24 protein-coding genes and 2 tRNA genes are annotated in these 25,976 nt (G+C 66.5%); 14 read left to right on the top strand and 12 right to left on the bottom strand.

What is annotated here, in order from left to right:
* Window positions 1–13: 13 nt before the first annotated feature.
* On the bottom strand, window positions 14–1,033 hold the full coding sequence (locus DXK94_RS16860) for a hypothetical protein (protein WP_115525813.1): 1,020 nt from the start codon (window positions 1,031–1,033) through the stop codon (window positions 14–16).
* A 166-nt stretch (window positions 1,034–1,199) separates the two neighbouring features.
* Here DXK94_RS16860 and pepN point away from each other — a divergent pair, with 166 nt between their 5' ends.
* Both pepN and DXK94_RS16850 read left to right on the top strand, forming a co-directional pair.
* Window positions 1,200–3,776, top strand: a complete 2,577-nt coding sequence (gene pepN / locus DXK94_RS16855; protein WP_115525812.1) for an aminopeptidase N — start codon at window positions 1,200–1,202, stop codon at window positions 3,774–3,776.
* Window positions 3,773–4,246 carry an OsmC family protein gene (locus tag DXK94_RS16850; protein WP_115525811.1) on the top strand — a complete coding sequence of 158 codons (474 nt, stop codon included), beginning with the start codon at window positions 3,773–3,775 and terminating at the stop codon, window positions 4,244–4,246. The genes pepN and DXK94_RS16850 overlap by 4 nt, the downstream gene beginning before the upstream one ends.
* On the opposite strand, the gene DXK94_RS16845 is transcribed toward DXK94_RS16850, so the two are convergent.
* On the bottom strand, window positions 4,243–5,229 hold the full coding sequence (locus DXK94_RS16845; protein ID WP_115525810.1) for an epimerase: 987 nt from the start codon (window positions 5,227–5,229) through the stop codon (window positions 4,243–4,245). The genes DXK94_RS16850 and DXK94_RS16845 overlap by 4 nt on opposite strands.
* Window positions 5,230–5,349: 120 nt before the next feature.
* Here DXK94_RS16845 and DXK94_RS16840 point away from each other — a divergent pair, with 120 nt between their 5' ends.
* Window positions 5,350–6,036, top strand: a complete 687-nt coding sequence (locus tag DXK94_RS16840) for a mechanosensitive ion channel family protein (protein ID WP_115525809.1) — start codon at window positions 5,350–5,352, stop codon at window positions 6,034–6,036.
* Window positions 6,037–6,038: 2 nt separating this feature from the next.
* The gene (locus DXK94_RS16835; RefSeq protein ID WP_115525808.1) at window positions 6,039–6,491 is read left to right on the top strand and encodes a globin; all 453 of its coding nucleotides are present in this window, start codon (window positions 6,039–6,041) and stop codon (window positions 6,489–6,491) included.
* A 16-nt stretch (window positions 6,492–6,507) separates the two neighbouring features.
* Here the strand turns inward: DXK94_RS16835 and DXK94_RS16830 are convergent, their stop codons facing one another.
* Window positions 6,508–7,167, bottom strand: a complete 660-nt coding sequence (locus DXK94_RS16830) for a hypothetical protein (protein WP_115525807.1) — start codon at window positions 7,165–7,167, stop codon at window positions 6,508–6,510.
* Between the two features lie 83 nt (window positions 7,168–7,250).
* On the opposite strand from DXK94_RS16830, the gene DXK94_RS16825 reads away from it, so the two are divergent.
* Entirely contained in the window at window positions 7,251–8,231 is a 981-nt protein-coding gene (locus tag DXK94_RS16825) for an acyl-CoA thioesterase II (protein WP_115525806.1), read from the top strand.
* Between the two features lie 97 nt (window positions 8,232–8,328).
* On the opposite strand, the gene ettA is transcribed toward DXK94_RS16825, so the two are convergent.
* From ettA to DXK94_RS16810, 3 genes are all read right to left on the bottom strand, one after another.
* Complete coding sequence (gene ettA / locus DXK94_RS16820; protein WP_079596350.1) at window positions 8,329–10,011, bottom strand: energy-dependent translational throttle protein EttA; 1,683 nt, start codon at window positions 10,009–10,011, stop codon at window positions 8,329–8,331.
* A gap of 49 nt (window positions 10,012–10,060) precedes the next feature.
* A complete protein-coding gene (locus DXK94_RS16815) occupies window positions 10,061–10,666 on the bottom strand; it encodes a DUF6993 domain-containing protein (protein WP_115525805.1) in 606 nt (201 codons plus the stop codon).
* Window positions 10,667–10,782: 116 nt separating this feature from the next.
* Window positions 10,783–11,343 carry a single-stranded DNA-binding protein gene (locus DXK94_RS16810; RefSeq protein WP_115525804.1) on the bottom strand — a complete coding sequence of 187 codons (561 nt, stop codon included), beginning with the start codon at window positions 11,341–11,343 and terminating at the stop codon, window positions 10,783–10,785.
* A gap of 214 nt (window positions 11,344–11,557) precedes the next feature.
* On the opposite strand from DXK94_RS16810, the gene DXK94_RS16805 reads away from it, so the two are divergent.
* A tRNA-Arg gene (locus DXK94_RS16805) sits at window positions 11,558–11,630 on the top strand.
* Between the two features lie 98 nt (window positions 11,631–11,728).
* Here the strand turns inward: DXK94_RS16805 and DXK94_RS16800 are convergent.
* A complete protein-coding gene (locus DXK94_RS16800; protein WP_258868581.1) occupies window positions 11,729–12,958 on the bottom strand; it encodes an ROK family protein in 1,230 nt (409 codons plus the stop codon).
* Between the two features lie 130 nt (window positions 12,959–13,088).
* On the opposite strand from DXK94_RS16800, the gene xylA reads away from it, so the two are divergent.
* Window positions 13,089–14,276 carry a xylose isomerase gene (gene xylA, locus DXK94_RS16795; protein WP_079596353.1) on the top strand — a complete coding sequence of 396 codons (1,188 nt, stop codon included), beginning with the start codon at window positions 13,089–13,091 and terminating at the stop codon, window positions 14,274–14,276.
* A 3-nt stretch (window positions 14,277–14,279) separates the two neighbouring features.
* Window positions 14,280–15,701, top strand: a complete 1,422-nt coding sequence (gene xylB, locus DXK94_RS16790) for a xylulokinase (protein WP_115525803.1) — start codon at window positions 14,280–14,282, stop codon at window positions 15,699–15,701.
* Between the two features lie 119 nt (window positions 15,702–15,820).
* Here the strand turns inward: xylB and DXK94_RS16785 are convergent, their stop codons facing one another.
* Genes DXK94_RS16785 through DXK94_RS16775 form a run of 3 tightly spaced genes read right to left on the bottom strand, consistent with a single transcriptional unit; the run spans window position 15,821 to window position 19,040 of the window.
* Window positions 15,821–16,660 carry a sugar phosphate isomerase/epimerase gene (locus tag DXK94_RS16785; RefSeq protein WP_115525802.1) on the bottom strand — a complete coding sequence of 280 codons (840 nt, stop codon included), beginning with the start codon at window positions 16,658–16,660 and terminating at the stop codon, window positions 15,821–15,823.
* Entirely contained in the window at window positions 16,657–17,871 is a 1,215-nt protein-coding gene (locus tag DXK94_RS16780; protein WP_115525801.1) for a dihydrodipicolinate synthase family protein, read from the bottom strand. The genes DXK94_RS16785 and DXK94_RS16780 overlap by 4 nt, the downstream gene beginning before the upstream one ends.
* Window positions 17,871–19,040 (bottom strand): Gfo/Idh/MocA family protein, encoded by a 1,170-nt coding sequence (locus DXK94_RS16775; protein ID WP_079596357.1) that lies wholly within the window; start codon window positions 19,038–19,040, stop codon window positions 17,871–17,873. The genes DXK94_RS16780 and DXK94_RS16775 overlap by 1 nt, the downstream gene beginning before the upstream one ends.
* A gap of 172 nt (window positions 19,041–19,212) precedes the next feature.
* On the opposite strand from DXK94_RS16775, the gene DXK94_RS16770 reads away from it, so the two are divergent.
* From DXK94_RS16770 to DXK94_RS16760, 3 genes are read left to right on the top strand one after another with little or no spacing between them, the layout of a single operon-like run.
* On the top strand, window positions 19,213–20,298 hold the full coding sequence (locus tag DXK94_RS16770) for a LacI family DNA-binding transcriptional regulator (RefSeq protein WP_115525800.1): 1,086 nt from the start codon (window positions 19,213–19,215) through the stop codon (window positions 20,296–20,298).
* Window positions 20,295–21,077 carry an alpha/beta hydrolase gene (locus tag DXK94_RS16765; RefSeq protein WP_115525799.1) on the top strand — a complete coding sequence of 261 codons (783 nt, stop codon included), beginning with the start codon at window positions 20,295–20,297 and terminating at the stop codon, window positions 21,075–21,077. The genes DXK94_RS16770 and DXK94_RS16765 overlap by 4 nt, the downstream gene beginning before the upstream one ends.
* A 38-nt stretch (window positions 21,078–21,115) precedes the next feature.
* Window positions 21,116–21,823 carry a DNA alkylation repair protein gene (locus DXK94_RS16760; protein WP_115525798.1) on the top strand — a complete coding sequence of 236 codons (708 nt, stop codon included), beginning with the start codon at window positions 21,116–21,118 and terminating at the stop codon, window positions 21,821–21,823.
* Here the strand turns inward: DXK94_RS16760 and mptB are convergent.
* The gene (gene mptB / locus DXK94_RS16755; RefSeq protein ID WP_181884859.1) at window positions 21,820–23,376 is read right to left on the bottom strand and encodes a polyprenol phosphomannose-dependent alpha 1,6 mannosyltransferase MptB; all 1,557 of its coding nucleotides are present in this window, start codon (window positions 23,374–23,376) and stop codon (window positions 21,820–21,822) included. The two genes, DXK94_RS16760 and mptB, sit on opposite strands and share 4 nt — an antisense overlap.
* 156 nt (window positions 23,377–23,532) lie before the next feature.
* Between mptB and orn the strand changes: the two genes are divergently transcribed.
* The 3 genes from orn (at window position 23,533) to def (ending at window position 25,050) form a co-directional block, all read left to right on the top strand.
* Window positions 23,533–24,162: an oligoribonuclease gene (gene orn / locus DXK94_RS16750; RefSeq protein WP_079596361.1), complete on the top strand. Its 630-nt coding sequence runs from the start codon at window positions 23,533–23,535 to the stop codon at window positions 24,160–24,162.
* Between the two features lie 128 nt (window positions 24,163–24,290).
* Window positions 24,291–24,363 (top strand) — tRNA-His (locus DXK94_RS16745).
* 114 nt (window positions 24,364–24,477) lie between these two features.
* Entirely contained in the window at window positions 24,478–25,050 is a 573-nt protein-coding gene (gene def, locus DXK94_RS16740; RefSeq protein ID WP_115525797.1) for a peptide deformylase, read from the top strand.
* A gap of 19 nt (window positions 25,051–25,069) precedes the next feature.
* Here def and DXK94_RS16735 read toward each other — a convergent pair whose 3' ends face one another.
* A complete protein-coding gene (locus DXK94_RS16735) occupies window positions 25,070–25,867 on the bottom strand; it encodes an HNH endonuclease family protein (protein WP_115525796.1) in 798 nt (265 codons plus the stop codon).
* Between the last annotated feature and the right edge of the window lie 109 nt (window positions 25,868–25,976).

Genomic DNA, 25,976 nt, shown 5'->3' with positions numbered 1-25,976 from the left:
ACGGACAAGAATACTAGGACTCCGGCAGGCCTGCCGCAGGCGAGGGGCCGCCGCCCCGCCTTGCCCGGGCAGCCACCCGGGTGAGGACTTCGGCCAGGCGGGCGGCAGAGGCCTGGCTTCCGCCGCTCACCGCGAGCCGCTGTCCGTCCGTTTTGCTGACGACGACGGCGGGGCCGCTGCTGACGAGCATGGCGGCGGTTCCCCCGTGGTTCCGGTAGCCCCACCCGCCGTAGTCGGCAGCCCGGACATCCGCTGCGCTGGCGGCCGAGATGGAGCCGGCGGGAATGTCCATGACCGGCACGACGCCGGCCAGCAGGACTTTCAGCCCGCCGCGGTCCGCCTTGACGCGGGCACACAGGAAGGCCGCCCCAAAGAAGGCCAGGACTATGAGCAGGACGCCCAGCCACGGCACCACAATGGCGATCAGGGCGGCGGGGAACACGGAGGCGATGGCGATCATCACGAAGACCGAGCTCCTGGCATGCACCCACAACCGGATGCTGTCCCGGGTCAGGTCCGGGTCAAGTTCTTTCGCGATGGCAAACTGCAGGGCGCGGTCGTCATCCGGCGACCACTGCTGGTCGGCCTTGAAGGCAAAGGCCACGATCACGCCAAGGGACACTGCGGCGCCGCTGCCGAGCGCAAGGACGGTGAGGTCAACCCGTGACTCGCGGGCATCGGCCACGCCGGCCTGGCCCACCAGGCCGGCAGCCAGGGCGGTGGTGATAAAGAGTGCCAGGAAAAGCCCGGCGCCCATCATGATGCGGCGCATCAGGACCGGCCTGCCCACCGGAACCGCCTGGTACAGGCCCAGCCAGCCGAAAACCAGGATCATCAACGCGCCGCCGCCCACGAAGGCGCCGAACGGCGCGAAGGCGGCGCCGCCGTCGTCCGTCCAGCGGATGGCGAGCGGCTCGGGGAGGTCCGGCCGCAGCAAAAACGCGCACACAACGAAACCGGCGGCCAGCATGACCGGAAACCCGACGGCAAAGCGCAGGGCCTTCGCATCCACCGAATCCAGATACTTTCCCATGACTTAACGCTACCCCTGGCGCCGGGACCGAGGCCCCTCCGCTCCGCCCGGCACAGCTGTGACCAGGGCAACTTGCCAAGGGGTCAGCCAATGCAAGAATGATCAGTGCCGGAGCTGGGTACCCCCAGCCGGCAACCGCAACTTTCTGGAGGTCCATTTGCCAGGCATGAACCTGACGCGCGCTGAGGCCCGCGAACGCGCCGAACTGATCACCGTCGAGTCCTATGACGTCCAGCTGGACCTGACAAGGGGCGGGGAGGTTTTCGGGAGCACCACCACCGTAAAGTTCAGCGCGAAGGCTGGCTCCTCCACGTTCATCGACGCCGTGACCCGCACCGTGCACAGCGTGACGCTCAACGGCCGCAGCCTGGACCCGGCCACGGTGGCGGACGGAGTGCGCATCCGGCTGCCCGGCCTGCAGGAAACCAACGAGCTCACCGTTGTTGCCGATGCGCCCTACATGAATACCGGCGAGGGGCTGCACCGCTTCGTGGACCCGGTGGACAACGAGGTCTACCTGTACACGCAGTTCGAGGTTCCCGATGCACGCCGGATGTTCGCCGTCTTTGAGCAGCCGGACCTGAAGGCGACGTTCGCGTTCACCGTGACGGCGCCGTCCCACTGGGACGTCATCTCCAACTCCCCCACCCCCGAACCCGCCCAGGCCGCGCCGGGCGATGACGGCAGCGCCCGCTCCACCTGGACGTTCCCTGCCACGCCGCGGCTGTCCTCCTATGTCACGGCGCTGATTGCGGGCCCGTACCAGTCAGTGCGCAGCGAGGTGGCCAGTTCAGACGGGCGGGTTATCCCGCTGGGGGTCTTCGCACGGAAATCGCTGATGCAGTACCTGGATGCGGAGAACATTTTCGAACTGACCCGGCAGGGCTTCCGGTTCTTCGAGGCGCAGTTCGGGTGCCCCTACCCCTTTGAAAAGTACGATCAGCTGTTCGTTCCGGAGTTCAATGCCGGGGCGATGGAAAACGCCGGTGCGGTAACCATCCTGGAGGGCTATATTTTCCGCGGAAAGGTTACCGGCGCGCAGATTGAGCGCCGTGCCATCACCGTCCTGCACGAACTGGCGCACATGTGGTTCGGGGACCTGGTGACGATGCGCTGGTGGAACGACCTGTGGCTCAATGAATCGTTCGCGGAGTACATGTCCCACCTTGCGGCGGTGGAAGCCACCTCCTTCACCAGCGCGTGGACCACCTTCGCCTCCCTGGAAAAATCCTGGGCATACCGCCAGGACCAGCTGCCCACCACCCACCCGATCTTCGCCGAGATCAACGACCTGCAGGACGTTGAGGTGAACTTCGACGGCATCACTTATGCCAAGGGGGCATCCGTCCTCCGCCAGCTGGTGGCGTGGGTGGGGCCGGAACAGTTCATGGCGGGCGTCCGTGAGTACTTCGCCAAGCACTCCTGGCAGAACACCGAACTGGGCGACCTCATGGTGGAACTGGAGAAGGCCAGCGGGCGGGACCTGGATGACTGGGGACGGCAATGGTTTGAAACTGCGGGGGTGAACACCCTCGCACCGGAGCTGGAGGCTGATGCCGACGGTTTGCTGCGCTCCTTCACCATCGTCCAGTCCGCGGTGGAGGAATGGCCCACCATCCGCCCGCACAGGCTCGCCGTGGGCTTCTACAACCTCAACGCTGCCGGAAAACTGGAGCGGGTGCACCGCGAGGAACTGGACGTCGACGGCGAACGCACCGCCGTTCCCGCGCTGGTGGGCCTGCCCCAGCCGGACCTCATCCTGATCAATGACGACGACCTCGCTTTCGCCAAGGTCCGGCTGGACCCGAAGTCACTGGCAACGGCCACGGCACACCTCAAGGACTTCCAGGACAGCCTGCCGCGGACCCTCGTCTGGAATTCCGCCTGGGATGCAGCCCGTGACGGCGAGACCCCGGCCCGGAAATACGTGGAGCTCATCCTGTCCAACGTGGCGGCAGAGACGGACTCCTCCGTGATCCTGGTACAGCTCCGCCAGCTCGCCACCACACTGAACTTCTACGTGGCCGAAGAGCACCGCGAGGCTGCCACAGCCGCCGCGGCGGACAGGCTCTGGGACCTCGCCTCCCAGGTTCCCGGCGGTTCCGACGCGCAGCTGCAGTTCGTGAAGTCCTTCGCCCTGCTGGCCGGCAGCGCGGCCCAGCTGGACAAGGTGGCAGGGCTGCTGGACGGATCGGCGGTCCTGGACGGACTGGCTGTTGACCAGGACCTGCGGTGGGAGCTGGTGGCTTCCCTCGTTGCCGGCGGGCGGATGGCACAGGACGGGATCGACGCCGAACTGGCGCGCGACAACACCTCCAGCGGCCAGAACGCGGCAGCTCTGGCCAAGGCCGCCATCCCCATCCCCGAGGCGAAGGCCGCGGCCTGGGACTCGATCGTGGTCAAGGGCGAACTGTCCAACGCACTGCAGGGGTCGGCGGTGACCGGCTTCATGCGGGTCCTCGACCGGTCGCTGCTGGAACCCTACGCGGAGAAGTACTTCGAGGCGGTGCCGGGCATCGTCGAAAACCGCACCCACGCACTCGCCCAGCAGATCGTCGTCGGGCTCTACCCCGCGCTGCTGACCACCCAGGCCACCGTTGACCGTACGGACGGCTTCCTGGCGGCCCTGCCGGCGGAGAGTGCCGCGCTGCGGCGCATGATGCTGGAAAACCGCGACGGCGTTGCCCGGGCACTGCGCGCACGGGCCGCGGATGGCAGCTGGGATGGGAGGAGGAACGCATGAGCCTGTCTGAGCACCGCTACGGCCTGGCCGTGGAGTGGACCGGCAACCTGGGTGACGGGACGTCGTCCTACCGCGGCTACTCGCGGGACCATGACGTGGTCATTCCCGGGTTGCCGGTCCTGAAGGGATCGGCTGACCCCACCTTCCATGGCGACCGGGAGCGGTACAACCCCGAGCAGCTGCTCCTGGCGGCCCTGGCCCAGTGCCATCTGCTGTCATACCTGCACGTGGCCGTCAAGCATGGCGTGGTGGTGACCGCTTACCGGGACGAGGCCTCCGGCCTGATGCGGCTGAACCGGGACGGCAGCGGACAGTTCGAGCGGGTGACGCTGCGTCCACGTGTCACAGTCGCCGACGCCGGCCAGGTGGAGCTCGCCGGCCGGCTCCACCACGAGGCCAACCAGGTGTGTTTCATTGCCCGCAGCGTGAACTTTCCCGTGGACCATGAACCGGAAACGGTGGTGGCTTAGGCTCCCAGTCTGCTGACCAGCCGGGCCTCTGTGTGCGGCGCCAGTCCCGCCTTGCGGGGCCGGGCCAGCCCGCGGGCACGTTCATCCCGGAGCGTGTCCTCCAGGGTTTCCTGCCACGGCCGCAGCACCAGGCCGGCCGCCCGCGCGGCCTGGTTGCTGCGCGCCATAAAGCCCCCATGGTCCGGCGGGAGCCAGAGGGGCAGGGAATCGGGTCCCGCCCAATACCCCACTCCTTCAGGCACCAGCCAGTCTTCCGGTGCAGCCACCACAGAGCCGGTATAGCCGGCTATGTCGCCGGACGTGCCCACGTACTGGCCGAACGGCACCTGGTCCCCCACCGCGTTGAGCACGCCACTGGTTCCCTGTTCCGCGGCGAGCAGGATCCAGGCTGCAAGGTCGCGGACGTCAATGACTTGCGTGGGATCCGCGTCAATGTCCGGAACGATGGCGGGCCCGCTGTCCCGGGCGAAGCGGCCCGGCCAGTAGCCGTAACGGTCGGAACCGTCCCCGGGACCGCCAATAAGGCCTGCGCGGCAGACGTGGGCCCTGCCTCCCGTTGCCGCGAGGGTGGCTTCCTCAATGGCCACCTTCGATTCCCCGTAGTTCTCCGCCGTGGACTGCGTTCCGGACGGCAGAGCAGGCAAGAGCGCCGCGTCCTCCGCCACGCCCGGCACGGAATGGTCGGCATACACCGAACAGCTGGACACGAAGGTCCAGTGGCCTGCCCGCTGTGCAAGCGCATCCAGGGCACCCTGTGCGGGGTCCGGATCGCGGGCAACCTCGATGACGGCATCCCAGTCCCCCGACACACCGGCGTAGGCGTTCGCGCCCAATGAACGGTCGGCCCTGATCCAGGCCGTACCGCGGGGCGGCTGTCCCGCTGATCCGCGGGCCAGGCACGTGACCTGGTGCCCGGCCGCCACTGCCTGGCCGGCGATTTCTGCGGACAAGAAGGCGGTTCCGCCGAGGACAAGGATGCGCATGGCCCCACGCTACGGCGCTAGGGTTAAGACAGAACAGAGGCTTCCGCGCCGGGCATAACCGGCGCTGAAGCAACTCGTCCCGGTTCTGCCGGCACAAACCCCAAGGAGCATTTCTTCCCTATGGTCAGCATGTTGTCAGTCCTCCCTTCCGCCGCCACCGACCCGGACGGCATCAGCATCACGGGCATCGTGATCAGCCTGGGTGTCGGGGTCGCCGTCTGGCTGGCGGCGACGTTCGTCATCTCCCGCATCACCTCGCGGGTGGCGTCGGGGAGCAACTTCTTCAAGAAACCCACGTTCGCGTGGGCGGCTCCCGCTTTCCGGGCCTTGGATCATGAACGCCGGGTGCAGCGGGCGGAAACCATCGGTTCGCTGCTGAACAGCATCGTGGGGGTGCTGGTGGTGGTCATCACCGGCATGTACGTTCTGCAGAACCTTGACATCAACATCGCGCCGCTCCTCACCAGCGTCGGTATCCTCGGTGTGGCCATCGGCTTCGGCGCCCAGCAGCTGATCCGCGACTTCCTGGCCGGCATTTTCATTACCATTGAAGACCAGTTCGGCATCGGCGACGTGATCGAAACCAGCGAGGTGGTGGGCGTGGTTGAATCCATGGGCCTGCGCATCACGCGGGTCCGGTCCGACGACGGTGCCATCTGGTACCTGCGCAACGGTGAGATCCTGAGGGTAGGCAACCGTTCGCAGGGCAATTATGTGCCATTGCATGAATCGGAAGACGGCACCACGGACCAGAGCTCGGATCACGGCGCCGAGAACACGAAGACCGAGCAGAAAGCCGGAGAATAGCGATGACCATTCCCGTAGAGCCGCAGCAGCCACGCCAGCTGATGCAGAACGATCCCTTCAGCCAGCCCGGCTACACGGACAACTTCTACGACGCCGTGGGCGGCCACGAAACGTTCGTCAAGCTCATCGACATTTTCTACGACGGCGTGGCCACCGATCCGCTGCTGCGCCCGATGTACCCCGAAGAGGACCTGGGACCAGCCAAACGGCGTTTCCTGATGTTCCTGGAGCAGTACTGGGGCGGACCCACCACCTACGGTGAAGAGCGCGGTCACCCGCGCCTCCGGATGCGGCACATGCCGTTCAAGGTGTCGCCGGAGGCCAAGGACCGCTGGCTGTTCCACATGCGCAAGGCCGTGGACGCCCTTGAACTGCCGCCCCTGTACGAGGGGACTCTGTGGGATTACATGGAGCGCGCGGCGTTGTCCATGGTGAACAGCCCGTCCGGCTCCTGACCCGGCAGCTCCGCCCTTAGAGCAGGCCGCTTCCGGTGCGCACCAGCACGTGCCCGCGGCTGCCCGAGAGCCGGAACCAGCGGCCCGCGCGGTAGAGCTTCTGGTCGCCGTCTGCGAGGAAGCCTAAGGCAAGGGCCGCGAAGGCCGCTCCCGTCGGCAGTCCCGAGGAGTCCAGGTCCCTGCCCCAGACCGCGGCGCGGGCGTTGTTCACGATCAGTGCCCCGGGCTTGTCCGGAACAATTCCCGCCACTTCGGCGATGCCGGCCTCTGCTGCCTGCCGCAGGGCGGAGTCGCTGAGCGACCCCACAAGTTCCCAACCGCCCCTTGGGGCGCTGACGCCCGTCCAGGACTCGGTGACCGTAGCCGGCGGAACCGGCAATTCGACGTCGTCCTCCCCTGCGCGGGCGAGGCGGTCCAGGACGGCCGACAGCGGGACTGTCACGTCCGTTTCCGAAGGTGCCGCCAGCGCCATGGTGCGCAGGCCCAGGATGGTGGGCGTGGATTCGCCCAGCAGCCGGGGACGCAGCACGCACACGTACGCGGCGAGGACGGAACCTGCCGCCTGCAGCCGGATGGCGCCGTCGTCGATCGCTTTTGCCCGTGTGACGTACGTCTTCAGGTCGGCGAGATCCCTGGGGTCGGCGAAACGGAAGGACGAGGTAAGAAGATCAGACACACCAAGAACACTACCGGGTGCACGCTGATTGGACACTGCCCCGGCTGGTTGAGCGGCACCGGGGCGCCGTCTAGAGTCAAAGCATGACTGAAGCCGAAGCCGGACTCCTGGCACCTCCCAGCGGTGACCCCACCGCATCGCTGATCAAACTTCTCGACCTTGGCCAGTTGGAAGGAGCCCGGACGGACGAGGACATTTTCCTTGGACCGTCCCAGCAGCAGCCGCACCACCGGGTATTCGGCGGCCAGGTCCTGGCACAGTCACTCATCGCCTCCATCCGGACCGTGGACGACGAGCGTTTTGTCCACTCCATGCACGGCTACTTCCTGCGGCCCGGCGATGCCAACAAGCCCATCACGTTTGGTGTCCAGCGCCTCCGTGACGGCCGGTCCTTTTCCGCGCGGAGGGTCCACGCCTATCAGGACGGCGTGCCGATCCTGTCCATGATCGCGTCCTTCCAGGGGGAGGACGAAGGCATCGAGCACGAATCCACGATGCCCGCCGGTATCCCGGACCCGGAGTCCCTGCCCAGCACCGCTGACCTGCTGGGGAAGTTCGACCACCCGGTGGCCAGGCACTGGGCGTATGAGCGGCCCTTCGATATCCGGCACATCGATCCGCCGCTGTACGTTTCGGCCAAGGGCACCAAGGAAGCCCGGAACGCTGTGTGGATGAAGACGTTCGGGCCGATGCCGGACAACGCCAACCTGCACCGGGCCGCCCTGGCGTATGCGAGCGACTACACCCTGCTTGAGTCCATTTTGCGGCGGCACGGGCTGAGCTGGATCACACCGGGCATGAATGTGGCGAGCCTCGACCACGCCATGTGGTGGCACCGCCCCGCCCGGGTGGACGAATGGCTCCTCTATGTGCAGGAGTCCCCGAGCGCGCAGGGCGCACGGGGACTCGCCACCGGCAAGATCTTCAACCGGGCCGGGCAGCACGTTGCCTCCGTTGCCCAGGAGGGCATGGTCCGCGTGCCCACCGACCTGAAGAACAAGGTGGTGGGCGCCTTCCAGTCCAAGGTGTTGGAGCATCAGATCCGCAAGGCTGTGCGGGACTAGCAGGCCTAACCGGGCACGAAGGAGGCCGGCACCCTAACGGGTGCCGGCCTTCTTTGTGCCATCGCCGGTGACCGGCGGGGCGCCGGTGCTGAAATCCCTAGTCGCGGGTCAGGCGGCGGTGGGTGACGCGGTGCGGCTTGGCCGCATCCGGGCCCAGTCGCTCCACCTTGTTCTCCTCATAGGATTCGAAGTTGCCCTCGAACCAGTACCACTTGGACGGGTTCTCCTCGTCCCCTTCATAAGCCAGGATGTGCGTGGCAACCCGGTCCAGGAACCAACGGTCGTGCGAGACCACCACGGCGCAGCCGGGGAACTCAAGCAGCGCGTTCTCCAGGCTGCTGAGGGTCTCGACGTCGAGGTCGTTGGTGGGCTCGTCAAGGAGCAGGAGGTTTCCGCCCTGCTTGAGCGTCAGGGCGAGGTTCAGGCGGTTGCGCTCACCGCCGGAGAGCACGCCGGCCTTCTTCTGCTGGTCCGGGCCCTTGAAGCCGAAGGCCGCAACGTAGGCGCGGGACGGCATTTCGACGTTGCCCACCTGGATGAAGTCGAGCCCGTCGGAGACGACCTCCCACAGGGTCTTGTTGGGGTCGATGCCGCCGCGGCTCTGGTCCGCGTAGGAGATCTTGACCGAGTCGCCGATCTTCAGGTCGCCGCCGTCCAGCGGTTCCAAACCAACGATCGTCTTAAACAGCGTGGTCTTGCCGACACCGTTGGGGCCGATAACACCGACGATGCCGTTCCTGGGCAGGGTGAAGGAGAGCCCGTCGATCAGGGTCCGGTCTTCAAAGCCCTTCTGGAGGTTCTTCGCTTCCAGCACCAGGCCGCCCAGGCGGGGTCCCGGCGGGATCTGGATTTCTTCGAAGTCCAGTTTGCGGGTCCGGTCTGCTTCGGCAGCCATCTCCTCGTAGCGTGCCAGGCGGGCCTTCGACTTGGTCTGGCGGCCCTTGGCGTTGGAACGTACCCACTCGAGTTCCTCGGCAAGCCGCTTGGCCTGCTTGGCGTCCTTCTTGCCCTGGATTTCCAGGCGGGCACGCTTCTTCTCCAAGTACGTGGAGTAGTTGCCTTCGTAGGGGTACAGGTGGCCGCGGTCCACCTCGGCAATCCACTCGGCAACGTGGTCGAGGAAGTACCGGTCGTGGGTTACGGCCAGGACGGCGCCCGGGTAACTGGAGAGGTGCTGTTCGAGCCAGAGCACGCTTTCAGCGTCCAGGTGGTTGGTGGGCTCGTCAAGGAGGAGCAGGTCGGGCTTCTGCAGGAGAAGCTTGCAGAGGGCCACGCGGCGGCGTTCACCACCGGAGAGGTTGGTGACGTCCGCGTCAGCGGGCGGGCAGCGGAGCGCGTCCATGGCCTGTTCCAGCTGGGAGTCGAGGTCCCAGGCGTCGGCAGCATCGATGGCTTCCTGAAGCTTGCCCATTTCCTCGAGGAGGGTGTCGTAGTCAGCATCGGGGCTGGCCATTTCCTCGGAAATTTCGTTGAACCGCTGGATTTTGCCGTAGATCTCGCCTACGCCTTCCTGGACGTTGCCCAGGACGGTCTTTTCTTCGTTCAGCGGCGGTTCCTGCAGCAGGATCCCTACGCTGTAGCCGGGGCTGAGCCGGGCCTCTCCGTTTGAGGGGGTGTCCAGTCCGGCCATGATCTTGAGGATGGTGGACTTACCGGCACCGTTCGGGCCCACAACACCGATCTTGGCACCGGGGAAGAATGACATGCTTACGTCATCAAGAATGAGTTTTTCGCCAACGGCCTTACGGGCCTTGGTCATTGTGTAGATAAATTCCGCCATGGTTCCAAATCTAGTGGGTAGGCGGGCATAACTCACATTTAGGGCGGACTCAGGACCCTACGAAGCATTTGCCGCTGGCCAGCACCGGAAGGACCGTGACGGTGACTGTTCCTTCCCGGACCTGGCCGATGACGCAGTCGGTCCCCTGCAGCACCGCCGCCTCGATGGCATCGGCTTCAAGGCCGGTGGGAGTACGGCTTTGCGACACCTGAAGGACAGCGGGGGCAAAGCCCGCGCCGGTGAGTGCATCGGTGACCTGGGCGGTGGCGGGTTTTGGCGCCGCCGCCGCCAGCTGGGTCAGGGTGTTTGTCACGGTCTGCCTTACCGTTTCGGTGGCCGCCGCTTCCGGGTTGGCTGACGGTGCGGCTGAGGTGTCCGCGAGCGCGTCCCCGCCTTCATTGGCATTGCCCTGGGTACCGCTCTCCTGGGTACCGCTGTCCTGCGCCGCAGGGGCCGCGGTTTCCGTTGCCCGGGTTCCACTGTCTGCAGGTCCGGGCGAAGCGGTGGAACCCGGGGTGCAGCCGGCCATGACGGCGACGAGGGCTGCACCCGCGGCGAAGCGAAGCATCATGGTGCGGACCCTGATCGGTTCTGGAGGAGCAGCCGGTGAGGCACCGGCTCCATGTTTGTGCCGGTGGTCAAGGTTGTGCCGCATGCTGTCATTCTGCCACGGGTCCCGTAGCCGGTGATGCAGCCTGGGCGGACAGGGCACGGCCGGGGGTGCCGAAGCCCTGCCCGCCCAGGAACTTGAGAGGGCATTGATGACAGTTCCTACACTCCTGATTCCGCGAGCTCCCCGGTTTCCAGATCCAGTGGCACAAGGTCGCCGTTGCTGTCCTCGATGTAGGCGGCAGCAGGACCGCCGCCCAGGTCCTCGTCGCCGTCCCCGGGTTCGTCGAACGGTCCGTCGGTACCGGCACTGTGGTCGCCGGCGAGGGGGGCGTCCTGGTCAACGAGAGAGAGAAGCGGCTTGGTGGAGGATCGGATGAAGTTGGCAGTACCCCAGGTGAGGTCGTGGCCCACGGCGTCAGCATCGATGGTGTGTGAGTAATAGACCCGGCCGTCCCGTTCCCAGCTGCGGATCTTCAGCGTGCCAACCACGATGACCGGCTGTCCCTTTCTGATGCTGCAGCCCATGCTTCCCGCGAGGTGGCGGTAGCCCTGGACCAGGAACCAGTTGGTGTGGCCGTCCATCCAGGCGCCTGTTTCCTTGTCACGCCGCCGCGAGGTGGAACCAATCCGGAAAGAGGCGGTGGCCACTCCCCCTGGCGTTGTGCCGCTTTTGATCTCGGTGGCAACGAATCCCCGGATCGTGATGGTGGTGTCGCTCATCTTTACGTCCTGTCTTCAATGGTGGTGCCTTAGCAGGCAAAACCAGCATCATCCAGCTGATCACCAGGGACGAGGGCCCGGACGTCCTATGTGCACAACCGCGGTCCCGGCGTGCTTGTGGAGGAGAAGTCGGGCGTTTGGAAACCTGTGACGCGACCTGCAGCCGGGCAATGTAAACTTTTTGAGGCGCCGGGCTTCAGGCCCGGATGCACCCGCCTCAGTAGCTCAGGGGATAGAGCAGCGGCCTTCTAATCCGCCGGTCGGGGGTTCGATTCCCTCCTGGGGCACCGATGTGATGAGTCGGGACATCCTTCACGGATGAGTCGGGTCATCGGTAGCACCCCGGTCTTCGGACCGGGGTGTTTTCTTTCCTAAATTCCCAGCGCTAGGGCTGAACCAGGTATGGCGCCTCGACGAGCGAGCGGACCACGCTGCCCGCCGCGCCAAGCAGCGCTCCGGCTTGCCCCACAGCAGTGAGGGACACCTGCTCCGCGGCGATCCTGCCCGGCGCGTACTTTTCAAGGCTCGCCACGAGCGGCGCCCGCAGCCAGGGGTCGAGGACCGCAAAGTGGCCGCCCAGCACCACCGAACCGATGTCCGTCACCCTGGCGGTTGAGGCTAGAGCCATGCCCAGGTACTTTCCGGCACGATCGACGGCGAGCAGGGCACCGGGCTCCCCCGCCGTCAGGGAATCCACCAGGGCGGACATGTTTTCAGAGCGTGTCCGGCTGCCTGAGATGCCGGCTGCCGTGAAGATGGCATCCTGGCCGGCCACTGTTTCCAGGCATCCGGTTCCGCCGCAGGAACACAGGCTTCCGTCAGGGTCCACCACCACATGCCCCACTTCGCCGGCATGCCCTTCAGGCCCGGTGAACAGTTCGGCCCCGATGACCAGTCCGCCACCAACACCAACCTCGCCGGACACGAAGAGGAAACCGGAGCCACCATTGGCCTGCCGGTGCTGGAGCTCGGCCAAGGCGGCAGCGTTGGCTTCGTTGAACAGCGCAACACCCAAAGCAGTACCGGGCAGCAGCCGGGTGAGATCGAGGTCAACGCCGGTCCAGCCGAGGTTCGGGGCGAGGAGGACCTTTGACGTCGCAGCATCCACGAGCCCGGGCACAGCCAGCCCGCCCCCGAGGATCCGGACGCCGCGCTTGCCCGCCGCACTGGCCACCGTCGCTGCCAGCAGGGCAAGGGCGTCCATGACAGGGCCGCTGTCGCTGTCCCGGTTGTCGCGCTCCTGGATTTCCTGCACCAGCAGGGTACCCGAGAGGTCGATGACTCCGGCCGCGATGTAGTCGACATTGATTTCCATGCCCATCACGGCGCGGTCCGGATTTAGCTGCAGACCCACACCCGGCCGCCCGCGCTCCCCCTGCGGGTTCAGCCCTATTTCGCGGACAAGCCCGGCTTCCAGGAGCTCCAGGACCAGGCTCGAAACCGACGCCTTGGTCAGGCCCGTGGCCGAGGCAACCTGGGCGCGGGTGAGATGGGTATCAGCGGAGGCCTGGGCGATCCTTCCCAGAACGAGTGCAAGGTTGCTCCGGCGAACATCACCCATGCTGCCGGGCACGGCGGACTCGGTAAGGACTGCGGCCGGCACCGGCATCACCATCAGGACGCTCCTTGAAAAAAATTTTGCCGGCGGGAGGCCGGGGCTGTTGACCCCAGCCTACGTCCCCGCATATAGTTCAGGCAATAAACTAATAGCCGCACCAAGGCGGCACTGACTGCAAGGACGCATCATGACTCTCTCCCCCACTCCCGCGGACAAGTTCACCTTCGGCCTGTGGACCGTAGGCTGGACCGGCGCGGACCCCTTCGGTGTTGCCACCCGCGCCGCCCTCGACCCGGTCGAAGCGGTCCACCGCCTGGCCGAACTCGGTGCCTACGGTATTACCTTCCACGACAACGACCTGGTTCCCTTCGACGCCACCGTCTCAGAGCGTGAGCTGATCCTGAAGAACTTCCGGACCGCGCTGGCCGAGACCGGGCTGAAGGTTCCGATGGTGACCACCAACCTGTTCAGCCACCCGGTGTTCAAGGACGGCGGGTTCACCTCCAACGACCGCTCCATCCGCCGCTTTGCCCTCTCCAAGGTCCTGCGCAACATTGACCTCGCCGCCGAGTTCGGGGCTGAAACCTTCGTTATGTGGGGCGGACGCGAGGGCAGCGAATACGACGGTTCGAAAGACCTCTCGGCCGCCCTGGACCGGATGCGCGAGGGCGTGGATACCGCCGCGGCCTACATCAAGGACAAGGGCTACAACCTGCGGATCGCGCTTGAGCCCAAGCCCAACGAGCCCCGCGGTGACATCTTCCTGCCTACCGTCGGGCACGGCCTGGCGTTCATTGCCCAGCTCGAACACGGCGACATCGTGGGCCTGAACCCGGAAACCGGGCACGAGCAGATGGCCGGCCTGAACTTCACGCACGGCATCGCCCAGGCGCTGTGGGCCGGCAAGCTCTTCCACATCGACCTCAACGGCCAGCGCGGCATCAAATACGACCAGGACCTCGTCTTCGGCCACGGCGACCTCACCAGCGCCTTCTTCACGGTGGACCTGCTCGAAAACGGCTTCCCCAACGGCGGCCCCCGCTATGAAGGCCCCCGCCACTTCGACTACAAGCCCTCCCGCACGGACGGCTACGACGGCGTCTGGGAATCAGCAAAAGCCAACATGGCCATGTACCTGCTGCTGAAGGAACGCGCCACCGCATTCCGTGCCGACCCCCAGGTCCAGGAAGCCCTCGCGGCCTCCGGCGTCTTCGAACTCGGCCAGCCCACCCTGGCAGCCGGTGAGACCGCCGCCGATCTGGTCGCCGACGCCGCCTCCTTCGAGGACTTCGACGCCGACAAAGCCGCGGAGCGTTCCTTCGCGTTCGTCCGGCTGAACCAGCTCGCCATCGAACACCTCCTCAACGCCCGCTAAGCCATGGCCCTCGTAGCAGGCATCGACAGCTCCACCCAGTCCTGCAAGGTGGTGATCCGCGACGCGGACACCGGAGCGCTCGTCCGGCACGGCCGCGCCGCCCACCCCGAGGGCAGCGAGGTCCACCCCGACCACTGGTGGACCGCACTGCAGGAAGCCATCAGGCAGGCCGGCGGGCTGGAGGATGTGGCCGCGGTCTCCGTCGGGGGCCAGCAGCACGGCATGGTGTGCCTGGATGAAACCGGCAATGTCGTCCGGCCCGCCCTGCTCTGGAACGACACCCGGAGTGCCGGCGCCGCCGCGGACCTGATCAAGACGGCCGGTGACGGTGACGCCGCTGCCGGTGCACACTACTGGGCCGGTGCAACCGGCACCGTCCCGGTAGCGTCACTGACCATCACCAAGCTGCACTGGCTCGCCCAGAATGAGCCGGAGAATGCGGCGAAGGTGGCTGCCGTCTGCCTCCCCCATGACTGGCTCACCTGGCGGCTGATGGGCTTCGGCCCGGGAAGCGGCGCGGCCGGCCTGAAGGCACTGGTCACGGACCGCTCGGACGCTTCGGGCACGGGCTACTACTCAAGCGCGGATGGACAGTACCTCCCGGAGGTCCTGTCCGCGTCGCTGGGCCACGTGCCGTTGCTGCCGAAGGTGCTTGGCCCGCTGGAACCGGCGGGCAGGACCCCCCAGGGCTGCCTGATTGCCGCAGGCGCCGGCGACAACGCGGCCGCCGCATTAGGAGCGGGCGCCGGGCTGGGCGACGTTGTGATGTCGTTGGGCACGTCCGGCACGGTTTTTGCCGTGTCGGACATCCCGGCAGCCGATCCCTCAGGGCTGGTAGCGGGCTTCGCCGATGCCGCCGGCCACTACCTGCCCCTCGTATGCACCCTCAATGCAACCCGGGTTTTTGATGCCACCGCAGCGCTGCTGGGCGTGGACCTGCGGGAGTTCAATGATCTTGCACTCTCCTCGGGACCCGGCGCGGGGGGCCTGACCCTGGTGCCCTACTTTGACGGCGAGCGGACCCCCAATCTGCCCGACGCCACCGGTTCCCTGCACGGCATCACCCGCACCAGCTACACGCCCGCCAACCTGGCCCGGGCCGCCGTCGAGGGCGTTGTCTGCTCGCTGGCGGACGGCCTGGCGGCACTCCAGGACCAGGGGGTGGTGGCCCGGCGGGTCATCCTGGTGGGCGGCGGCGCACAGTCTCCCGCGGTTCAGGATGCGGCCGTCCGGCTCCTCGGCGTCGCCGTCACCGTCCCGAAGCCGGGCGAATACGTTGCCGACGGCGCTGCCCGCCAGGCCGCCGCAGCGCTCACCGGGCAGTTCCCCTCCTGGGGGCTGGACGCCGTCGACCTTCCTGCAGGAAAGGACGACGGCGGGGTCCTGGCCCGGTACCGGCACTGGGCTGCCCTGCACGGGCAGTGAGGCCGTAAAGAAGAACAGACCCGGACCGCTGAGCGGTCCGGGTCTGTTCTTATGTGGGGCGCAGGCTCCTGCCGTGACGTAGCAGGAGCCCGCGGTCTGGACAGGACATCCAGAGCGTGTCAGGCGTACGGGAGGACCAACTCCGCGTAACGCTCCTTCACTGTGGCCAGGACGGTGTTGCCGTCCGTGTCCCAGATGTCCTGATTGAAAATTTCCACTTCGATGTCACCGGTGTAACCGGCATCCCGGACCCAGGTACCGATCGTGGCGAAGTCCACCACGCCGTCGCCCATGTACCCGCGGGAGAGCAGCGGATCCGCGGCGATGGGCATGTTGAAGTCGCAGACCTGGTAGGAGGCGATCCGGTTTTCCCGTCCGGCCCGTTCAATCTGTGCCTTCAGTTCCGGGTCCCACCAGACGTGGAAGGTATCGACGGCGACGCCCACTGTCGACGCATCGAACGGTGCTGCGAGGTCCAATGCCTGGCCCAGGGTCGAGATCAGGGCGCGGTCCGCGGCATACATCGGGTGCAGCGGTTCCAGCACCAGCCGGACGCCGTTTTCCCGGGCGAACGGTACGAGGTCCGCAAGGCGGTCAGCCACGCGCCGGCGCGCCGCCACCACGTCCTTGTCGCCCGGCGCCAACCCGCCTACCACCAGGAAAAGTTCCCGGGTGTCCAGTGCTACGGCCTCAAGGATCGCCGCGCGGTTGTCAGCGAGCGCCGCGGCCTGTCCCTCGGCGTCAGCTGCCGTGAGGAAGCCGCCCCGGCAGAGGGAGGAGACACGCAGGCCTGCGTCCTTGATCAGCCGTGCAGCCTTGTCCAGTCCGGCTTCCTCCACGCGGTCCCGCCAGGGGCCGATGGCGGGGATGCCCGCCTTGACGCAGCCCTCGACAACCTGGGCAAGTGTCCACTTCTTGGTGGTGGCGCTGTTGATGGACAGCCGGGAGAAGTCGCTCATACTCCCACTCCGTTGATGCGCAGGTAGTCGGACATCCGAAAGGCAGCCAGGGCGGGGTCCTTGAGCAGGCCGGCCTGGTCCGCCAGTTCGAACGTCTTGGCGAGGTGGCAGACGGAGCGGCCGGAGTGCAGGCCGCCCACCATCTGGAAGCCGGGCTGCTTGCCGTTCAGCCAGGACATGAAGGCGATGCCGGTCTTGTAGTAGAACGTGGGGGCGCTGAAGATGTGCTTGCCCAGTTCGCGGGTGGAATCGAGGATTTCACGCGCCTTGACGGCGTTGCCTGCATCGTAGTTCTGCAGGGCCACCGAGGCGGCCGGGTAGATCGCCGCGAAGATGCCCAGCAGGGCGTCAGAGTGGTGGCTGCCGTCGCCGTCGATAAGCTCCGGGTAGTTGAAGTCATCGCCGGTGTAGAGGCGCACGCCTTCAGGCAGCGCCGCGCGCAGGGCCACCTCGTGGCTGGCATCGAGCAGCGAGACCTTGACGCCGTCAACCTTCTCCGCGTTGTCCCTGATGAGGCCAAGGAACGTTTCGGTGGCGGCGGCGACATCGTCCGAGCCCCAGTAGCCCGCCAGGGCGGGGTCGAACATGGTGCCAAGCCAGTGCAGGATGACCGGCTGGTCCACTTCCTGCAGCAGGGTGGAGTACACCTTCAGGTAGTCCTCGGGGCCGCTGGCGACCTTTGCCAGGGCACGCGATGCCATCAGGATGACCTTGGGTCCGGCTTCGCTGATCACGGCGATCTGCTCCCGGTAGGCCTCAAGGACCGCCTTCAGGCCGGCTTCGCCAGTGGGAAGGGAGAGGATGTCCAGCTGGTCCGTGCCGGCACCGCAGGAGACAAGGTCACGGACGGTCTTGCCCGCCGTGGCCGCGTTCCCGGCGGACACCACCGAGGCAGCTTCCACGCCGGTCCGCTTGATGAGCTGCTGGGTGGCTGCCCAGTCCAGGCCCATGCCGCGCTGCGCGGTGTCCATCGCGTCGGCCACGCCGAGCCCGTAGGACCACAGCTCGTGGCGGTAGGCCATGGTGGCCTCCCAGTCGAGCCGGGCCGGGGCCCCGGGGGTGTTGTCGGCCAGGACTTCGGGGATGACGTGCGCGGCGGCGTAAGCGCGCCGGGCAGTCAGCGGGGCGGTGGGGCGGGCCCACGTGGTGGCGCCCTGGAGGCGGTACTCGCGGGTGCCGCCGTCGTGGGAAGGAAGGATGAGCGAGGTCATTAGAGGGTGATCTCCGGGATGTCGATGGTGCGGCGTTCGTCGTTGGACTGCAGGCCCAGTTCGGCAAGCTGGACGCCGCGGGCGGCGGACAGCAGTCCGAAGCGGTGTTCCCGGCCGGCGACGACGTCGCGGAGGAATTCTTCCCACTGCAGCTTGAAGCCGTTGTCCAGTTCTGCGTTGGCGGGCACTTCCTGCCACTGGTCGCGGAAGGATTCGGTCACCGGAAGGTCCGGGTTCCAGACCGGCTTGGGGGTGTGGGCGCGCTGCTGGGCGACGCACTTGTTCAGGCCGGCGACGGCGGAGCCGTGCGTGCCGTCCACCTGGAATTCCACGAGTTCGTCGCGGTAGACGCGGACGGCCCAGGAGGAGTTGATCTGGCCGATGACGTCGTCGCCGGCGGGGGTTTCGAGTTCGAAGATGCCGTAGGAGGCGTCGTCTGCCGTGGCCTTGTACTCCTTGCCGGCCTCGTCCCAGCGGGCGGGGATGTGGGTGGCGGTTTTGGCGTTGACGCTCTTGACCTTGCCGATAATGCCTTCGAGGACGTAGTTCCAGTGGCAGAACATGTCCGTGGTCATTCCGCCGCCGTCTTCCTTGCGGTAGTTCCAGGACGGGCGCTGGGCGGCCTGGATGTCGCCTTCAAAGACCCAGTAGCCGAATTCGCCGCGGATGGAGAGGATGCGGCCGAAGAAGCCTTCGTCCACCAGGCGGCGGAGCTTGACCAGGCCGGGGAGGTAGAGCTTGTCGTGGACGACGCCCGCGGTAACGCCGGCTTCCTTGCCGATGCGTGCCAGCTCGATGGCTTCCTCGAGGGTTTCAGCCGTGGGCTTCTCGGTGAAGATGTGCTTGCCGGCCAGCATGGCCTTCTTCAGAGTGGCAGCGCGGAGGCTGGTCATGGAGGCGTCGAAGATGACATCCACGGTGGGGTCGTTGATCACGGATTCAAGGTCCGTGGTCCATTCGGCAACCTTGTGCTTTTCGGCGAGTTCGCGGATCTTGGCCTCGTTGCGGCCCACCAGGATCGGTTCGACCTGGACCTTGGTGCCGTCTTCCAGGGTGAAGCCGCCGGCGTCGCGGATGGGAAGGATGGAGCGCAGCAGGTGCTGGCGGTAACCCATCCGGCCGGTGATGCCGTTCATGGCGATGCGGATCGTCTTTGTTTCGAAGCCCATGTGTCCTCCACGGTGAGTGAGCAGTTTTACTCAAGCTGGATTGGGAAAGCGCATTCCCACTGCATCCATCATGCACCGCAAGAACTTAGTTGGCAAGCGCTTTCCGAAAGGAACTTTCAACTGCCATAATGTGGTAACCGCTTTATTGGCTTATCGACGCCCAGGAGTTGCTGTGGCTGCAAGTACCCTCACCGAGGTGGCCCGACTGGCCGGGGTATCCCCCGCCACGGCGTCCCGTGTCCTGAACGGCTCTGCGCGCAAGCCTGGAAAGGACATCGCGGACCGTGTCCGGCAGGCCGCCGATTCGCTTGGTTACATTCCCAACGCGCAGGCCCAGGGGCTGGCCAAATCAAGTTCCGGCCTCATTGGGCTGATCGTCCATGACATCGCGGACCCCTACTTCGCCGCCATCGCCCGCGGAGTGCAGGACGCGGCCAGGGAGCAGCGCAAGATGGTCCTGCTCGCCACTACCGGCGGCGCGCCGGCAGAAGAGAAGGAAGCCGTGGCAGCCTTTGCCGCGCGCCGCGCCGACTCCATCGTGATCGCCGGGTCCCGGTCGTCGCGGACCGAGGACCGGGACGACAATGCCGAACTGGCTGCGGAGCTCGACAGGTACTGCCGCAACGGAGGGCGGGTGGCCGTGGTCGGTCATCCCGTGGTGGGCGCTTCGGCACTCGAGGGCTACCATGTCATCGCCGTTCCCAACGAGGAACTGGCACGTGCCCTGGCAACCGAACTGGCCGCCGGCTGGGACGGCGACTTCGTGGTCATCGGGGGTCCCGAAGGACTCTTTACCTCGGACGACCGGATCCGGGGCTTCCAGGAGGGGCTCGCGAAGGCGGGACGGGCACCGGCGGAAATCCTGCGCAGTTCCTTCAACCGTGCCGGTGGCTACGAGGCGGGCCTCACGCTGGCGGCCCGGATCAAGGGCGGCCGTGACACCGATGAAGCCACCGGCCCCAGGCTCTGCATCTTTGCTGTCAACGACGTGATGGCCATCGGTGCCGCCGCCGCGCTGCGCGCCGAGGGGCTGCGGATTCCCCGGGATGCCACCATTGCCGGTTTTGACGACATCGAGACCCTGCGCGACTTCCGCCCCGCACTCTCCACCGTCCGCCTGCCGCTGGAGGAGATAGGACGGCTCGCCACCCGGGCCACCGCACCGGGGGCGGACGGCGGGGATGACCACGACGCCGGCCTGCCGCAGCAGATCACCGGCGAGGTCACGCTCCGCCGCAGCACAGAAGTGGCAGCCTGACCGTGGCTGCCACCCTGACGGCGGTCCCGGCACATTCCGACGCCGGCGGCGCCCGGCCCGCGGTCCTGGTGCTTCCCGGCGGCGGCTACGCCAGGCAGGCCGGCCACGAGGCGGAGCCGGTAGCCGAGTGGCTTGCGGGGCTGGGTATCCACGCCTTCGTGCTCAGGTACCGTGTGGCGCCGGACCGGCACCCGGCACCCCTGGAGGATGCCAAGGAAGCCATGCTGCACATCCGCAGCGGCGCACACGGCCTCGCGACAGACCCCGAACGCGTGGGCGTGCTGGGATTTTCAGCCGGCGGGCACCTCGCCGCTACCCTTTCCACAGCCGCCGTTACCGGCAGCCCGCGCCTGGACGTCCCTGAAGCCGTCCCGGACCTTTCGGTGCTGTGCTACCCCGTGGTGTCCTGCACTGAGGACGTCCACCAGGGATCGGTGGACAACCTCCTGGGCCAGGCGCCGTCGTCGGACATCCTGGCTGCCCTGTCCGCAGACCTGCAGGTCACCGCGGAGACGCCGCCGGCGTTCCTCTGGCACACCGCGGACGACGCCGCCGTCCCCGTCAGCCACAGCCTGCGCTATGCCGGTGCCCTGCTCGGCGCCGGGGTGCCGGCCGAACTGCACGTTTTCCCGGAGGGCCGCCACGGCCTGGGCCTGGCGGCCGGAGAGCCAGGGGCGGAGCAGTGGCCTGCCCTTTGCGCCGACTGGCTTGCGCGTGCCGGCTGGACGTTCCCCGCCGCTTCCGTTCAGCAGGCGCGTGTGGCAGCAGGCGCGAAGTAGCACGGAGCCCGGGAGCGTTGCCCCTTTAGAGTTGCCCCATGAGCAATCCCGGCCCGGTTAACCGGCAAGTCCTCGACGCCGTCCGGGCAGCGCTGCGGGAACGGGGGGACCCCGCCCGTGCTGCCGGCGCGCAGGCTTACATGAAGTCCACCCTGCCCTCGCTGGGTGTGCGGGTACCTGAAGTACGCCGGATCGCCGCGTCGGCCGCTTCCGCGGCGCCGTTTGAGTCGGGAGACCAGCTCCGTGCCACGGTACTGGAGCTGTGGCGGACCTCCACCGTCCGGGAGGAACGGTACGCGGCGATCGACCTGACGGGCAGCCGGCTGGTGGCCAGGGACCTGTACATGCTGCCGGTGTATGAGGAGATTATCCGCAGCGGGGCCTGGTGGGACTTCGCCGATGGGGTGTCGGGCCGCCTGTGCAACCTGCTGCAGGCCCACCGCCCCGAGATGACCGACGTACTTCTTGGCTGGAGCACCGATGCCGACTTCTGGGTCAGGCGCGCGTCCATTACCGCGCAACTGAAGGCGAAGGGCAGCACCGACACCGCACTCCTGGCACGCGTGGTTGAGGCCAACCTGGCGGACCCGGAGTTTTTCGTCCGGAAGGCGATCGGCTGGGCCCTGCGGGAATACGCCAAGACCAACCCTGGGTGGGTGGCCGCCTTCGTTGCCGGCCATGCGTCCGCCATCAGCCCGCTCTCCCGCCGGGAGGCGCTGCGGCGGATCAACGGGAAGGAAGGTTAGATGACGGGACGTTCGACGACGTTTTCGTTCACCTTCCGGAACAGGCTCCTGGTCCCCGGGTCCCAGAACACCAGGTACAGGCCGAACAGCAGGCCGGTGAGGGCCGCCGCAACCCGGGCCATCGCCAGCGCAAAACCGAGATCCTCGGTCTGGAGGTAGGGAAAGACTTCCAGCTGGTCGGAAATGGCGTAGATCATGAAGAACGAAACCACGAAGTAGAGTGCCTTGACCTGCCAGTCGTTCCGGATGCCGGTGACGGCAAACAGGGGGATCAGCCACACCACGTACCAGGACTGGATCATCGGAGCCAGCAGGACCACCGCGGCAAACCCAAGCGTCAGGCGCCGCATCAGCCGGTCATAGTCCCCCCGGAATATCTGCGACGCGACCACGCCCACGGCCAGCAGCTTGCCGGCATCGAACACCACGTCAGCCAGGACCGCTCCGTCCAGGCCGAACGAATTGGCCAGCGAGGCAACCACCATGCCGATCAGGCCCACGGGCGCATACCAGATGGAGATGCTTCCCGGGGCGGACAGGCCGTTGATCCAGCCAAAGCCGAAGCCGTTGACCAGGCTCATCAGGGCAAGGATGCCCAGGCTCAGCCCGGCTGTCATCGCCCAGAAGACGAACTTCCGTGCCCAGCCAGCGTCACGTCCCGCCCACAGCAGCCCGATGAAGGGCAGGAAGACGATGGTGATGGGTTTGACGGCAATGGAAAGGGTCACCAGGACCACGCCCCGGATCACGCGCCGGGTGGCCGAGTAGTACAGTCCGGCCAGCGCCAGGCCGATCATCAGCGCGTCGTTGTGGACACTGGCGATGAAGTTCGTCAGGAAGAGCGGGTTCGCCACGGTGAGCCAGAGGGCGCGGTGCGGGTTGACGCCATGCAGTTCAGCCAGCTTGGGGACGTAGATGACGCAAAGGACAATACCTGCCAGCGCCACCAGCCGGAACAGCATCACGCTCGCTTCCGGCTGGACATTGGTAACCCATACGACGAACTGTTCGATCCACAGGAACAGCTGGCCGTACGGAACGGGCGCCTCCGTCCACATCTTGTCCGCACCAAGCTGGAAGTAGTTGGACAGGGCCGAGATGCCGTTTTCGTAGGGGTTGAAGCCTTCCACCATGAGGCGGCCCTGGCCTATGTACGCGTAGACGTCGCGGCTGAAGAGCGGGACGCTGAACATCATGGGCAGGCCCCAGGCCACCACGGCCATCAGGGTGGCATTGCGCGCCTGATCCCCCCAGACCCGCACTTTTTGACCCAGCCGCAGCCAGGCCCGGACCAGGAGCATGCCGCCCACGGCCAGGAGGACGATTGAGAGGGCGACACCCGCCGCTTCGGCGCGCATCCAAATGAACAGGGGCATCCGGCGAAGTTCCGAGACGGGGGCAAGCCAGCCCACCCCCAGCGAGCCGATGAGCATGAACACGGAGCCCACAAAACCGGCGATCAGCGGCGAGCGGGGATTGTCCACCTCTGCACCGCCTGCTGCGGCAGTGGCGGCGGCCGCCAACTCCCCCGTCGCGGGCACAGGCGCCGTCATCTCAGGATCGTCCAATCTTCTTGCGTTTGCGCGGCTTCTGCCCGGCGGGCCGCACAGCCGGCCGGGGCGCGTTTCCTCAGCGGCAGGGCGACCCGCCGCGTACCCGAAATCCTAGCACCGGCCGGTTGCCCGGAGGTGTAACGGTAGGCTGGTCCGGTGCCTATATCTAACGAACGAATCGTCTGGATCGACTGCGAAATGACCGGCCTGGACATCAAGAACGACGCCCTGATCGAGGTGGCAGCCCTGGTCACGGACTCCGAACTGAACATCCTCGGCGACGGCGTGGACGTGGTCATCAAACCCGACGATGCCGCCGTGGCCCAGATGAACGATTTCGTCCGGGACATGCACACCAAGTCGGGCCTCCTGAAGGAACTTCCCGCCGGCAAAACCATGGCCGAGGCAGAGGCAGCAGTCATGGAGTACATCGCCGAGTGGGTGCCCGACCCGCGGAAGGCCCCGCTGGGCGGCAATTCGGTGGGCACGGACCGGGTCTTCCTGTCCAGGGACATGCCTGCCGTGGTGGAGCACCTGCACTACCGGGTCATTGACGTCAGCACCATCAAGGAGCTCTCCCGCCGCTGGTACGCCCGGGCCTACTTCCAGTCCCCGGCGAAAAAGGGCGGCCACCGGGCGCTCGGGGACATCAAGGACTCCATCGACGAACTCCGCTACTACCGGGAAGCGGTTTTTGTGCCGTCCCCCGGACCGGACAGCGCCACCGCCCAGAAAATTGCCCGCCGCATCACTTCGGGCGGAAATGCAGAGCTGGCGGAAACGTAATCTGCGCCACGTTTCCAGGATTTTTTGCTGAAAAGGCTAAAAGTGGACAAAGCACTCCCGAAGAGCAGGTAAGCTATTTGAGTTGCCTTTCCAGAGGGCCGGTTAGCCGGTAATCTGCAGGGCGCATGGTGGGCTTAGCTCAGTTGGCAGAGCGCCTGGTTGTGGTCCAGGAGGTCGCGGGTTCAACCCCCGTAGCTCACCCTCACAGGATGGTATTGCAGCCGTCCAGCAAGGAGGCCGCACCGGATATCCGGTGCGGCCTCCTTTGTTTTGTCCTATTGCTTCCGCACGAGATACCGCCGAAGGACCGCTGACATGACCGTTCTGCCGATCACCATCTGGGGGGAACCCGTACTGCACCGCCGGGCTTCCGAAGTGGAAGTGTTCGACGACGAACTGCGCACCCTGATTGCCGACATGTTCGAAACCAACGACGCCGCCAACGGCGTGGGCCTTGCCGCCCCACAGATCGGGGTGGGCAAGAGGATCTTCGTGTACAAGTACGCCAACGACGACGACGCACCCCCCACAGGCGTGCTGGTCAACCCTGTCCTGACACTCTCCAAGATCTCCGGTGCGGTTCCTGATCCGGACGAAGAAGAAGAGGGATGCCTGTCTTTTCCCGGGGAAGTGTATCCCCTGAAACGCGCCGAATGGGCGCGGGTGGAAGGCTTTGACGGGTTCGGGCAGCCGGTGAAGTTCGAGGCCACGGGCTGGTTCGCCCGGGTCATCCAGCACGAGTTCGACCACCTTGACGGCAAGCTGTACGTCAACCGGCTGATGGACCGCTACGCCCGCAAGGCGATGAAGCAGGCCAAGAAGAACGGCTGGGGCGTGCCGGGGCTGACCTGGATGCCCGGGGTGGATCCGGACCCCTTCGGGCACTGACTGCTGCGGCCGGCGCCGGTCAGTCCGCCGTGATGGTCTGCTGGCCGCGGCAGGATCCCAGCACCCGCTTCATGGCATCCTTTTCCGCCTCTGTTACCCACAGGCTGTAGGCGGCCTTGACGGAAATCTGGCGCGCGACGTAGTGGCACCTGATTGACTTGTTCTTTGGAAGCCAGGTGGCGGCGTCGCCGGCGCCTTTTTGCTGGTTGGCGGGCCCATCGGCCGCGACCAGGTTCAGGGGATCGTTGGCGAGGCTTTGGCGCTGGCCGGGAGTAAGACGCTGGGCGCCCTTCTGCCAGGCGTCGGCAAGGGCCACGACGTGGTCGATCTGCACTGCCCGGCTGCTTTCGGAGCCGCGGCGGAAGTCGACAAACCGGGCCGTGTAGGGCTCGTGGAAACGTCCGGCCGCCACACTGCAGGAGGAATCCTTCGCGAAGATAACGTCGGCCAGGTCGCGGCGCAGGATGTCGTTGCGGGTATCACAGCCGTTCCGGTCAACGTCCAGCCAGGCTTGGCCAAAAGCCTCCCGGTCATAGTTGTCCTTGCCCGCACGTCCCTTAACGGCGAGGCCCTCCAGCGCGTCCAGGGCGTGGCCTTCCGGGATCCGGTTGACAGGCACCACGGGCTTCATCCAGGCAGGATCGAAGACGGGCGCCTCGGCGGGACCGGCCACGGCCGGTTCTGCAACCGCAAACTGGCCGGCCGTGAAGAACCAGAACAGGCCCGCCACCGTGGAAACGGCGGCAAGTGCCAGCAGCATCCACGCCTGGCGCGAACGGCGGCGGGCCTGCCGGTAGGCGGACCAGCTCACGGTCACGGGGCTCCTGCCCCTGGGTCAACATCACGCACCACAAGAGCCTAGGACAACTGCACGGCCGCCCCCTGTTTTCCACAGTGTGGAGGGGAGGTGGGGGTTCAGCCGGGGG

This window comes from Arthrobacter sp. RT-1 (assembly GCF_003367205.1).
In the GTDB taxonomy this organism is placed as follows: domain Bacteria; phylum Actinomycetota; class Actinomycetes; order Actinomycetales; family Micrococcaceae; genus Arthrobacter.
The sequence above is the reverse complement of the archived record's forward strand: the minus strand, read 5'-3'. Positions and strand labels throughout refer to the sequence as shown.

What these genes read in the sequence shown, in the direction of transcription:
- xylB (WP_115525803.1), top strand. Translation starts at nt 14,280, where the DNA reads ATGGCCCTCGTAGCAGGCATCGACAGCTCCACCCAGTCCTGCAAGGTG.
- def (WP_115525797.1), top strand. Translation starts at nt 24,478, where the DNA reads ATGACCGTTCTGCCGATCACCATCTGGGGGGAACCCGTACTGCACCGC.
- DXK94_RS16785 (WP_115525802.1), bottom strand. Translation starts at nt 16,660, where the DNA reads ATGAGCGACTTCTCCCGGCTGTCCATCAACAGCGCCACCACCAAGAAG.
- ettA (WP_079596350.1), bottom strand. Translation starts at nt 10,011, where the DNA reads ATGGCGGAATTTATCTACACAATGACCAAGGCCCGTAAGGCCGTTGGC.
- DXK94_RS16775 (WP_079596357.1), bottom strand. Translation starts at nt 19,040, where the DNA reads ATGGGCTTCGAAACAAAGACGATCCGCATCGCCATGAACGGCATCACC.
- DXK94_RS16815 (WP_115525805.1), bottom strand. Translation starts at nt 10,666, where the DNA reads ATGCGGCACAACCTTGACCACCGGCACAAACATGGAGCCGGTGCCTCA.
- DXK94_RS16800 (WP_258868581.1), bottom strand. Translation starts at nt 12,958, where the DNA reads ATGGTGATGCCGGTGCCGGCCGCAGTCCTTACCGAGTCCGCCGTGCCC.
- xylA (WP_079596353.1), top strand. Translation starts at nt 13,089, where the DNA reads ATGACTCTCTCCCCCACTCCCGCGGACAAGTTCACCTTCGGCCTGTGG.
- pepN (WP_115525812.1), top strand. Translation starts at nt 1,200, where the DNA reads ATGAACCTGACGCGCGCTGAGGCCCGCGAACGCGCCGAACTGATCACC.
- DXK94_RS16840 (WP_115525809.1), top strand. Translation starts at nt 5,350, where the DNA reads ATGGTCAGCATGTTGTCAGTCCTCCCTTCCGCCGCCACCGACCCGGAC.
- DXK94_RS16825 (WP_115525806.1), top strand. Translation starts at nt 7,251, where the DNA reads ATGACTGAAGCCGAAGCCGGACTCCTGGCACCTCCCAGCGGTGACCCC.
- mptB (WP_181884859.1), bottom strand. Translation starts at nt 23,376, where the DNA reads ATGACGGCGCCTGTGCCCGCGACGGGGGAGTTGGCGGCCGCCGCCACT.
- DXK94_RS16760 (WP_115525798.1), top strand. Translation starts at nt 21,116, where the DNA reads ATGAGCAATCCCGGCCCGGTTAACCGGCAAGTCCTCGACGCCGTCCGG.
- DXK94_RS16835 (WP_115525808.1), top strand. Translation starts at nt 6,039, where the DNA reads ATGACCATTCCCGTAGAGCCGCAGCAGCCACGCCAGCTGATGCAGAAC.
- DXK94_RS16845 (WP_115525810.1), bottom strand. Translation starts at nt 5,229, where the DNA reads ATGCGCATCCTTGTCCTCGGCGGAACCGCCTTCTTGTCCGCAGAAATC.
- DXK94_RS16780 (WP_115525801.1), bottom strand. Translation starts at nt 17,871, where the DNA reads ATGACCTCGCTCATCCTTCCTTCCCACGACGGCGGCACCCGCGAGTAC.
- DXK94_RS16860 (WP_115525813.1), bottom strand. Translation starts at nt 1,033, where the DNA reads ATGGGAAAGTATCTGGATTCGGTGGATGCGAAGGCCCTGCGCTTTGCC.
- DXK94_RS16810 (WP_115525804.1), bottom strand. Translation starts at nt 11,343, where the DNA reads ATGAGCGACACCACCATCACGATCCGGGGATTCGTTGCCACCGAGATC.
- DXK94_RS16850 (WP_115525811.1), top strand. Translation starts at nt 3,773, where the DNA reads ATGAGCCTGTCTGAGCACCGCTACGGCCTGGCCGTGGAGTGGACCGGC.